The sequence below is a fragment of the Microcoleus sp. S13_C5 genome, from assembly GCF_036700845.1.
Taxonomy (GTDB): Bacteria; Cyanobacteriota; Cyanobacteriia; order Cyanobacteriales; family Microcoleaceae; genus Microcoleus.
In genome coordinates this window covers 1-11,146 of the sequence record NZ_JAUBPR010000169.1, presented here as the reverse complement: position 1 = coordinate 11,146, position 11,146 = coordinate 1, and the positions used below count along the sequence as shown (strand labels likewise).

Genomic DNA, 11,146 nt, shown 5'->3' with positions numbered 1-11,146 from the left:
TTTGATAATTTTCGAGAACGCGTATTAGCTTGCTTTTCTAATTAGATAAAAATATCACCGCAACTTCAGGAGAGCCACAACTCCTGACATTTTTGCTCCTGATATTTGGGTAGTAACTCACAAAAATGATCTCTACTAACTGTAGCACTATTTTAGGGAAGTGGTATCAGGTGCCCAGCGAAAGACAACCGCATCTCTATTCTCAATCGGCCTCCTGGCGTGCCAAGGGTATCCAACCCCCTTCCATCCGAGAGTCCGAACAGTACAAAAAAGCCATCAACAGCCGCAAAAGCCTGAGTGAACTGGGACGCCCCGACTTGGAATATCCCTTTGAAATCCTGCTTGCTAAAATCGAGTCCCTTTTACAACAGAAGGGACGATGAGCCAGGACTTACGAAACTGGCCCAATTAGTACGGTGCCCCGGAAGTCCAAAGCCTTATTCTCTCGATTAAACACGGCGTCTGAGGCACCCTGAAAGTTGATTGCACTGTGACAATTGCATAAGTCCTAAGACGGCTAGCTGACTGCACAAACTCCATTGGCATTAGGAATGAGACCTGCTGCATACCAGATCCAGATGGCAGCTCCGAGCACAGCCTAAAGTTTTGCTAAGGCTTGATCTATATGCACTCTCATTTTTTCCGCCAAGAGATGGACATTGGGTTCTTGAAGGATAGTTAGATGATCTCCAGGGATATCATATATGTCTAATCCTCCAAGCAACAGTTCCTTCCAGTTTTCCAAAGTGTTAAAGTGATTTTCATCAATCGCCCGGAACAAAATGGCCCTGCCTGGGTAAGGCTTTGGCCTGTAACTGTTGAAAGCGTAATCCCGAAACTCTAGTCGAGGATCTACATTATTAATGTTAGAAGTCGATTTAGTCTGAAATTGTACCTTTTGGAAAACATAGGAAAGCCCTTGTTGGCGCAGCTTTTTGGCATGAAGAGCCAGCCTCTGACTCAATGACATTTTGTTTTTCCCTGGAATCACACTATCCAAAAGGCACAGTAAAGCTACTTCCTCACCCTGTAAATGAAGTTGATGGGCCATTTCAAAGGCTACTAAGCCACCCAATGACTCACCCGCTAGGAGGTAAGGACCTGTCGGCTGATGTTTTTGGATCTCTTTGAGATAGCGAGTTGCCATATCTGCAACACTCACTACATCCGTTGGTGATTTGTCAAGTTTCTCCTTTTGGAACATACTGACTTCCTCGTTGAAATAGATCCCATAACAAGTCTGGTCTTCGCCGAGGTGTCTTGACAAATCATAGTAAAGGAATATGCCGTAAATGAAGAATAAAGGCAGTTTGGAACTGCCTTCCTGAATCGTGACTAAAGCCTGCGTAGAAGACAAGCATCCTTGTTGGCGAAGGGTGTTAGCCAACTGCTGAATCGTTGGCGATTGGAAAAGGATAGCTAAAGATAGCTCTTGCTTGTAGGTTTCCTCTATTTCACGCATTAGCGATATCGCTAATAGGGAATGTCCTCCCAGCTCGAAGAAATTATCTGTCGTACTGATGGGTGAAGTATGCAATACTTTTTCCCAAATCTTGATGAGTTGAACTTCCAAATCATCCTGGGGCCGGGCAAATTCTCTGGGATTTTCTTGCGTTGCTTGAGTTGTAGTGGCTGGCGGATATAGAGGCGTTGGAGTGGCGAGTGTGATTGCTGGTTGGGCAGATTGTTGAGGTGCAGGTAGAGCTTTACGATCGACCTTACCATTAGGTGTTAGAGGTAGAGCTTCCAAGAAAACGAAGATAGACGGCACCATATATTCTGGTACATACTCCTTGAGCAGACTTCGCAGTTCTTGGATGGTTGGGTTCTGATTGTTGACGGCGATAATATAACCCACTAGACGCTTGTCGCCAGGAAAATCTTCCCTGACGATGACCACCGCCTGCTGCACATTGGGATGTTTGACCAAAACAGACTCGATTTCACCGAGTTCGATGCGAAAACCGCGAATTTTGACTTGAAAATCTAGGCGACCCAAACACTCAATATTTCCATCTGGCAAATAACGCGCTAAGTCCCCCGTCTTGTAGATTCGTTCGGTTTCCCGAAAGGGATTAGGAATAAATCTCTCTGTCGTTAAATCGTCACGTTGCAAATAGCCTCGGGCTAATCCTGAACCACCAATATGTAATTCCCCAGCCACCCCAACGGGAACGGGTTGTAACAGAGGATCTAAGATGTAGATATCGGTGTTGGCGATCGGCTTACCAATTAAAATTCGCTGTTGGGCATCTTTGATTTGATAAACCGTTGACCAAACTGTTGTTTCTGTCGGCCCGTACATATTCCAAAGTTCCGTACCTTTGGTTAACAATTGGGCAGCCAATTCTTTAGGCATGGCTTCCCCACCGGAGAGCATTTTCATCGGGGACTGACCTTCCCAACCCGATTCCAGCAATAATCGCCAAGTCGCTGGGGTCGCTTGCAGGATCGTAATCCCAGATTGGGCGATCGTCTTTGATAACTTTTTGCCATCCATGGCATCTTCCCGACTCAGGATGACAACCTGTGCTCCAACAGTCAGGGGTAAGTACAGTTCTAAGACGGCAATATCAAAAGAGAGGGTGGTGACAGAAAGCAAAATATCCGTCGCACTGATTCCCGGTTGCTGACGCATCGAACGTAAAAAATTGACTGCCCCACGGTGGAGAACTTGCACGCCTTTGGGCTTACCCGTAGAACCGGATGTGTAAATGACGTAGGCCATATTTTCTGGCGTAACACTTGCGATCGGTTTTTCCTGGCTCTCTTGAGCTATCAGGGGCCAATCCGTATCCAAACAGATGACCAATGCTTCTTTGGTAGGCAGGTTCTTGACAAGCCGCTGTTGTGTTAACAATACTTTGGCTTGGGAATTATCGATCATGTATTCCACGCGATCGGGAGGGTAGTTCGGGTCTATGGGAACATAGGCGCCGCCAGCCTTCAGCACACCTAATAATCCCACCAGCATTTCCAGAGAACGCTCAACACAAATGCCGACTAAATCATCCGGTTTTACCCCTCTTTTTTGTAAATAGTTGGCCACTTGATTAGAGCGTTGATGCAGTTCTTGGTAAGTCAATGTTTGACCTTCAAAGGAAACAGCAATTTTCTCTGGAGTTGCTTCTGCTTGCCCGGCCACTAACTGGTGGAGGCATTGATCTTGGGGGTCATCTGTTTGGGTTTGATTCCATTCTACAAGCAACAGATGTTTCTCTTTGTCTGGCAACAGCGGCAATGCAGAAATCGGTAGTTCTGGATGAGCCACAATCCCAGCCAAAAAAATCTGGAAATGCTCCTTCATTCGTTCAATGGTTTCTGCATCAAACAAATCCTTGCTGTAGGACCAACTCCCCTCCAATCCTTCGGTGGTTGGTTTTAAGAATAAAGTTAAATCAAACTTCCCTTCGTTATTTTCAATCACCCAAGGACTTGCCGTTAATGTTGACAGATCTATTTTTTGGAAGGGAATATTTTCTTCAAAGACAAAGGTCACTTGAAACAGAGGGGAATAGCTCAAATCGATCTCGGGACAAAATTCATCGACCAACAAACAATAGGGTACATCGTGATAGGCTTGCGCTAACAAAGCGACTTTCCGCACTCGTCCCAGAAACTCTGGGAACGTGGGATTACCCGACATATCTGTACGAAGGGGGACGGCATTGACAAAATTTTCTGCATTCACACGGCTCACAAAGGGGGAGCCAACAATCACGTCTTCGGTACCTGTGTAGCGATAGAGCAAGATATTAAACGCAGCTAACAGGGTTGTGGATAGGGCGACCCCTTCGTTCCCGCTCAATTGGTTGAGGGCTGCCGTGATTTCCGCAGAAATGCAAAAAGACCGAGAAGCTCCCCGGAAGGATTGCTCTGGGGGGCGTGGCCGGTCAGTGGGTAGGGGTAATAAAGGAGGGGCTCCAGCAAGTTGTTTTTTCCAATAGGCTAAGGATTCTTGAAGGGGGAGCTTTCGTAGCTCTGACATCAGAGTTGTATAGGATGTTTCGTAAATGGCGCGCTCGATAGATTGCAATTTGGGATCGTAATACAAGATTAATCTCAGAATACCCAAGGCTGGAACCCATTTTTTAGCTGCTATATATTTCAGGATTTCGTAAGGCAATCGATTGCCAAAAAGCTTAGTCCAGTGGTGTTTGCCCTGCTCATAGGCAACTATATATTCTTCTTTTTCAGTTTGTTGAACGTAACTCCATTGCTGATAATGATCTCGGATTGCATGGATCAGAAAGTAGGTCGATTTACTGGATATGTTATTGCCAGTGTAGCGATATTGAGAAACGACTTGACCGTGGAAATAGATAGGAAAATTACGGGCAATTCGCAGACATAAATTGTAATCTTCGGTCGCTAATACACTTGGGTCAAATGCACCGATAGACTCAATGGCGACAGTATCCAGGGCAACACGGCGAAACATAATACAACCGCATTGAATCCTATGCCGGATAGCCAAAAGGGTTTCATAATTAGCAACTTCAGGCTGATTCTCATATTTCTCTTCTACTTTGTATGAGCCATCGGGTTGAATGGAATAGAAGAAATAACGACCAAACACCAAGCCCATCTCTGGCATGGCGTTGAGATGCTTGACTCCAATCTCAATCGCTTCAGGCAAAAGGCAGTCATCACTATCCAGGAAGACAAGATACTCTCCCGTACTAATCCGCAGACCAGTATTGCGTGCAGTAGCATGGCCTCGGTTGTTTTGATAGAAGTATTTTACTGTCGGGTAGCGATCGCAGACTTCTTTCGTTTCATCAGTAGAGCCATCGTCTACGACAATAATCTCAAATGCGGGGAGAGTCTGAGCGAGTATACTCTCAATAGCTTCGGGCAAGAATTTGGCGCTATTGTAGGATGGAATCACTACTGATACGTTTACGTTTTTGGTCATTTTTTATTCTCCAAAACTTTTGTCAAATGTCGCTGCAGCCAGTATGAAAAATTTATCTCTCCAGACATCTATCTCTCACAACACTTATTAGCGAGCGGAATCGTCCCGATTTGGCGAGGGGGATGGCTTTACTATCCTTCCTTCGCGAATTTTTGTTGCTCAATCTGCACACGTAAGATACCGTGTAAGGCATTGGAAGTTCCAAAACTGCCCAACCTATTCTTACATCGACTTAACCTACGGTGTCAATCCCTAAGAGATATCTCCGAAAATTTCCCAACGCTTAATGTGAGACGTTTCTGGCTATTGGGCACTGCGTGTCAAATGGCTACAAACTAACTAAACGCTCAGGCTTTGAAGATGAATTGATAAAAATTATCCTAATTTTATTAACTATTTTAATTGGCCTCGATCGCTTTTTGATCAGATCACAAGAAACTCTCCAGCGAGTATAGAGCTTCTAAGCGTGAGAGGGTAGTATGAAGGTGACGGTTGCGTCATCAAGCTGACAGGAGGGTGACAACCAACTTAAAAGCCTAGCCAGACAAGGGTTTAAGCTGATTAATCTCAAAAAAGATGGAGGACTGCAATCGCTACTTTTTCGGGTTTTGACAACGCCCAAGGAAGCTTTCGGGCGATCGCCATCATTATTCTCAATATACCTGTCAATAACCTGGGAGCTTTTTTAGGTTAAGGAGCCTCCAAGCTTTATCTCTCCTGGGTCTCAGAGGGGTTGTCAGCCCTTCACCAGCAAATAATTCATAATTGGTGAGTACATAAATTGATTATAATTATGAGTTACCTTCTGGTAGCCTAACTAAGTCGGCGCTGTAAAACGCAACTATGTAAACGATCATAAAGTATCCAAATGCCCGACCGCAGAACTCGTCAGCTCTGTTTACATAATGTTACATGGTTCTGTTTAATCCGACCTACCTACTTATTGATTGATAAGTTCTGCTAGTTTCCTTCCTCATACCTGTATGAAAAAACCGATCGCGACTATTTCACTTTTATTGAATGTCATCCTCTTAACAGGGATTTTAGGATTTGCAATCAAGACGGGGTATTTAGGTAGACTCTTCGTCATGTTTAATGCAAATTATATGGAATTACCCACAGACACCCTCAGTTCTAACTCTTGGTGGGAGGATGAAGTTAAGTATCAACTTTATCTCACTAAAAGCACTCAAATTGATACTTGCTTTTTTGGAGATTCTATCACCTCTGGGCTGGGGAATACAATGGGTAAGGATACTTTTAATTTTGCCTTATCGGGCATGACAACAATTTCTCAGCTTGAACAGCTCAAACAATTAACTGGTGCTCACGTTAAATGTAATAAAGCCATTATTGCCCTCGGTACTACTGATGCGAGCGATCGAACGATGGATGGACAATTTATTGACAATATGCAGCAAATTATCCGCCTGATTAGAACAAAAATGAACGCCCAAAAAGTGCTGTTAATCCCTGCATTTTACTCATCTGTTGCAGCCAGCCATGATATTACACTAGCTGGTCCTTTGGAAAGAGTGGAAAAAATTAAAGCGCTCACTCGTCAAGTGGCAGCGACAGAGAAAGTTTTGATAGTAGAAAAAGAACTTCAGCCCCTTTATGAAGGGACTGTCTTGAAAGAAACTGTAACAATAGATGGCGTTCATCTTAACGCTGAAGGGAGAAAAATTTATCGAGGAGTCTTATTGAAAATACTGGCGGGGTGACAAGCAACTTAAAAGCTTAGCCAGACAAGGGTTTAAGCCGATTACTCTCCAAAAATATGGAGGACTGCAATCGCTACTTTTTCGGGTTTTGACAACATCCAAGGAAGCTTTCGGGCGATCGCCATCCTCATTATTGTCAATAGATATGTCAATAACCTGGGATCTTTTTTTGGCTTGAGGAGCCTCAAAGCTTGATATCTCATGGGTCTCAGAGGGGTTGTCACCCCTTCAGCAGCAAATAATTCGTAATTGGTGATTACATAAACTGATTATAATTATGAATTACATTCTGGTAACCTATTGATGGTAGTCCTGCAAAAGCAATGATGCAATTAGATACAACCCTTTCTGCCTAACGATCTAGAATAAAAAAATGCTTACTTTTGCACCACTACCTGATTGATAAGTTCTGTTAGTTTCCTTCCTCATACCTGTATGAAAAAACCGATCGCGACTATTTCACTTCTATTGAATGTCATCCTCTTAACAGGGATTTTAGGATTTGCGATTAAGAGGGGGTATTTAGCTAGACTCTTCCTCATGTTTAATGAAAATTATATCGAATTACCCACAGACACCCTCAGTTCTGACTCTGGGTGGCAGGATGAAGTTAAGTATCAACTTTATCTCACTAAAAGCACTCAAATTGATACTTGCTTTTTTGGAGATTCTATCACCTCTGAGCTGGGGCATACAATGGGTAAGGATACTTTTAATTTTGCCTTACCGGGTCTGACAACAATTTCTCAGCTTGAACAGCTCAAACAATTAACTGCGGCTCACGTTAAATGTAATAAAGCCATTATTGCCCTCGGTACTAATGATGCGATTTATTCAACGATAGATGATCGACAATTCATTAACAATATGCAGCAAATTATCCGCCTGATTAGAACAAAAATGAACGCCAAAAAAGTGGTGTTAATCCCGGCTTTTTACTCATCGGTTGCAGCTAGCCATGATATTACACTAGCTGGTCCTTTGGAAAGAGTGGAACAAATTAAAGCGCTCACTCGTCAAGTGGCAGCGACAGAAAAAGTTTTGATAGTAGAAAAAGAACTTCAGCCCCTTTATGAAGGGACTGTCTTGAAAGAAAATGTAACAATAGATGGCGTTCATCTTAACGCTGAAGGGAGAAAAATTTATCGAGGAGCCTTATTAAAAATACTGGGGGGTGACAAGCAAGTGGAAAGCCAACCTAGACCAGGGTTTAAGCCGATTCATCTCAAAAAAGATGGGAGTCCGCAATCGTTACTTTTTCGGGTTTTGACAACATCCCAGGAAGCTGTCGGGGGCTTGCCATCATTATTACCGCACTTTCGGTGGTAAATAAAGTACAAAAAACCGTTTTCGCTCCAGGGTAAGCTCATCTAATTTCCTATAAATTGTACTTGAGAAAAATGGCAATATCTACAGGTTGGCATCAGTCATTAGCGGTTCTATAGTGTTTCTTAATCATTCGTCACGACTGGTGAGGAAAAGTCAATGGAAAAAGGCTTTGGTCTTGTTGCCCCAACCCAAAAATCTCCGCCTCGGAGCAACCGGACTCAGCCTATCTCCATCGAACACTTAGGAGCTAGCGGATAAATAAAGTACCAGTCAAATGGGGATAATTGTGATATCCCATTTCGGTAAAGTTTCAGAACTTTGCCATTGAGGTAGATACTGTTTTAACTCATGAGGTAAGACTTTTATTCGTTTATCGTAGGTTGTCTCAACCAAGTGTATAATAGACATCTCCAGAAATTCGGATTTTTGAGCGATATTATTTGGTTTCAGCCCACTTTTCCATAATTATGGGAGATGTCTAATGGGCTTAATTCCTTTCTACGGGGTGCATCTCAGTTTTGCAAGGCTATGAAAAAACAGTTAAAATGAAGAAGCTAGTAAAACCGCAAAAAAGGATAAGTTAAAGAAAATGACACCCGAAGATCGACAACAGTTAAAAGCACACTTAAAAGAGGTAGCAGAAATTCTTTACAGAAATACAGAGTACAAAGATCTCTCAAGTTTTGAAAGCATAGAAAAATCTCTACGTCAGCAAATCTTAAAAGAAGTGGCACCAGAACTAGGTAGCTTTTTTTTCAACAGTATCAGGAATTAAAACGGGAAGAAGCAGAAAAGTAAAATCCGTAATCGGGTTGCTGAATATTACAAATAATCAGGCTGAATATTTTGGGCTAAAATCTTATAGTCACCTCAGCCCAATGATGGAGAAGTGTTCTCTTTTAATAAGTGCCAATGAATCTTCTGAATGAGGAGAAAAAGATTTAGAGAACTTCACAGGAACCTCAGTGAGTCATAGTACATTACAAAGATTAGTCAAGAGCCAAGAATTTGAATTACCTACATCTAAACAAGGAGTCCAAGAAATTACATTAGATGGAGGGACAGTCAGGCTACGTAACGAAAACAAGGGCGAACCATGTTATTAGAAAGATTATAAAGCCCTCTGTTTAGATAATGTTTATTTTCGAGCCAGGGCAAGCTCATCTAATTTTGTAGCGAATGGACTTGAAAAAAGAGCCATGAGCTATAATTTCCTCTATGAAGGTGAGCGAAGGTGCGATCCAGAGCCTAGGCTCTGGATCGCGCTTGAGAGTCCGTAACTCCAGAAGAGTTCATTTGTTCGCCTTAACGGGAGTAAAGCAAGGATTTACGCTTGCCCAGAATTCTGTCAAGATGGGTCAGAATTAGAATTCAATCAACTCGAACTGAACTATCATGGCGAAAGGTTTTTCACCCCAAGTGGAATCCGCTTCCCAAGAGCGCTCTTGGAAAACTCCAGAAATCCAACCGATTGAGGAAATACAAGCTAATTTATTAAGTTATGTCGAAGAGATTCAAGACCCTCGAGTCTCCCGAACTCAAAAGCATTTTTTCAAAGATATTCTAGTGATTGCAATCTTAGCGGCGATCGCCGGAGCCGAAGGTTGGGAAGACATCGAAAATTATGGTCTGAGTAAATATGCTTGGTTAAAAGAGTTCTTGGAACTCCCTAATGGCATTCCTTCAGATGATACATTTAGGCGAGTTTTTGAAGGGCTTAATCCCGGAGAACTCGAGCAAGTTTTAAACAAATGGCTTCAACATTTGATGGGAAGTTTAGTGGGAGAAGTTATTCCCACCGACGATCCAAGTCTCAGAGGTTCTTACGACCGAGAAAAAGGAATCAAAGCTTTAAATCTCGTCACCGCTTGGGCTAGTCAACAACAATTAATTTTAGGACAAGTTAAAGTCGAAGACAAGTCCAATAAAATAACGGCGATTCCCACCCTGCTCAAATTACTCGACATTCAAGGTGCAATTGGGACAATTGATGCGATGGGAACTCAAGCCGAAATTCTCCGACAAATTCGAGAACAAAAAGCCGATTATGTCCTGGCTTTGAAAAAGAATCATCCGACCCTCTACAGTCAAGTCGAAGAAAAGTTTCAGCAGCTCCCAACTCTGACGCAGGATGAATCGGCAGGAATGAGCTACCATCAGCACCTTGAAAAAGGACATCACCGCCTTGAAAAACGCCGTGTTTCGGCCTTAGATATTGCCCATTTTGAAGACCTCTATCAAGCCGAACAATGGTTGGGACTCCGAACCATAATTGTTGTTGAAAGAACTCGCCATCTCTGGAATAAAATTACTCACGAAGTCAACTTCTATCTTTCTTCTTTACCAGCGGATGCTCAGTTTTTAGGACGGATTATTCGTCAACACTGGGGGATTGAGAATCAAGTTCATTGGGTTTTAGATGTCACTTTTCGTGAAGATCGATGTCGCATTCGCTCTGGGTATAGTCCTCACAACTTCGCTCTCCTTCGACGTTTGGCCCTCAATGCTCTGCGTCAGGAAACCACTCTCCAGCGCAGTCTACGACAAAAGCAGAAACGGGCTGCTATGTCTAATGATTATATGATGAGCGTTCTCAGTTCCTTTTGTCAAGCGTCATTGAGATGCTCTTACCCTGGATTCACGCCTGGGTATTTCTATACTTTCATTGCGCCTTCCCCAAAGATAGCCACAGACATCTCCAAGCGAGTAGATGACACTCATCAATCAAATACACCACAAGCTTTCTCGACAAAGATAGCTTCTCGGTGTTCTTCAAGAATCTCACAGATTTCTTGGTATTTTTTTTTGACGAGTTCTTCATCACGTTTTGGGTGGTTATTTTGAGATTTTTTCCAGCTAATTCCGGCTGACTTAAAAAGTTGGTAGTAGCTAGTTTTTGAGTTAAATTCAATTTGATACCGCTTTGCTATATAATTTGATAATGCCGATCAATCCCAGTGGTTTCTCTTGGTTAACCCTTGGATAACTTCCGCTCGTTCTTCTGGCTTAACTTGTCCCAGCAAGCCTTGATGATTTAAGAGCAACCCTTCAATTCCATGTAACGCATAATTTATTTTCCACTTGCTGATAAATGGAGATGATAAGCTGTTCGACATCTAAACTGCATTAACTCGCGTTACCTTTGTTTTTGATGTTTCGGTTCCATTTCATAATT

The 11,146-nt window shown here is 42.8% G+C and carries 4 protein-coding genes and 3 pseudogenes; 5 read left to right on the top strand and 2 right to left on the bottom strand.

The genetic code is table 11. The features are described 5' to 3' along the window. The first annotated feature begins 125 nt into the window (after positions 1-125). Positions 126-383 carry a hypothetical protein gene (locus QUA04_RS26925; RefSeq protein WP_333263061.1) on the top strand — a complete coding sequence of 86 codons (258 nt, stop codon included), beginning with the start codon at positions 126-128 and terminating at the stop codon, positions 381-383. Positions 384-598: 215 nt separating this feature from the next. Here QUA04_RS26925 and QUA04_RS26920 read toward each other — a convergent pair whose 3' ends face one another. Beyond that, on the bottom strand, positions 599-4,918 hold the full coding sequence (locus QUA04_RS26920) for an amino acid adenylation domain-containing protein (protein WP_333263058.1): 4,320 nt from the start codon (positions 4,916-4,918) through the stop codon (positions 599-601). A gap of 983 nt (positions 4,919-5,901) precedes the next feature. Here QUA04_RS26920 and QUA04_RS26915 point away from each other — a divergent pair. The 4 genes and pseudogenes from QUA04_RS26915 to QUA04_RS26900 form a co-directional block, all read left to right on the top strand. Continuing rightward, the gene (locus QUA04_RS26915) at positions 5,902-6,642 is read left to right on the top strand and encodes an SGNH/GDSL hydrolase family protein (protein WP_333263055.1); all 741 of its coding nucleotides are present in this window, start codon (positions 5,902-5,904) and stop codon (positions 6,640-6,642) included. A 435-nt stretch (positions 6,643-7,077) separates the two neighbouring features. Further along, positions 7,078-7,971, top strand: a complete 894-nt coding sequence (locus QUA04_RS26910; RefSeq protein ID WP_333263052.1) for an SGNH/GDSL hydrolase family protein — start codon at positions 7,078-7,080, stop codon at positions 7,969-7,971. A 589-nt stretch (positions 7,972-8,560) separates the two neighbouring features. After that, a pseudogene (locus QUA04_RS26905) lies at positions 8,561-9,074 on the top strand (ISKra4-like element ISMiva1 family transposase); the annotation flags it as partial. Positions 9,075-9,366: 292 nt separating this feature from the next. Then, positions 9,367-10,593, top strand: a pseudogene (locus QUA04_RS26900) (ISAs1 family transposase); the annotation flags it as partial. A 24-nt stretch (positions 10,594-10,617) separates the two neighbouring features. On the opposite strand, the pseudogene QUA04_RS26895 reads toward QUA04_RS26900, so the two are convergent. Continuing rightward, positions 10,618-11,075 (bottom strand): annotated as a pseudogene (locus QUA04_RS26895) (helix-turn-helix domain-containing protein); the annotation flags it as partial. Between the last annotated feature and the right edge of the window lie 71 nt (positions 11,076-11,146).

Coding starts and splice junctions, on each gene's coding strand:
- QUA04_RS26925 (WP_333263061.1), top strand. CDS start 126: ATGATCTCTACTAACTGTAGCACTATTTTAGGGAAGTGGTATCAGGTG.
- QUA04_RS26920 (WP_333263058.1), bottom strand. CDS start 4,918: ATGACCAAAAACGTAAACGTATCAGTAGTGATTCCATCCTACAATAGC.
- QUA04_RS26915 (WP_333263055.1), top strand. CDS start 5,902: ATGAAAAAACCGATCGCGACTATTTCACTTTTATTGAATGTCATCCTC.
- QUA04_RS26910 (WP_333263052.1), top strand. CDS start 7,078: ATGAAAAAACCGATCGCGACTATTTCACTTCTATTGAATGTCATCCTC.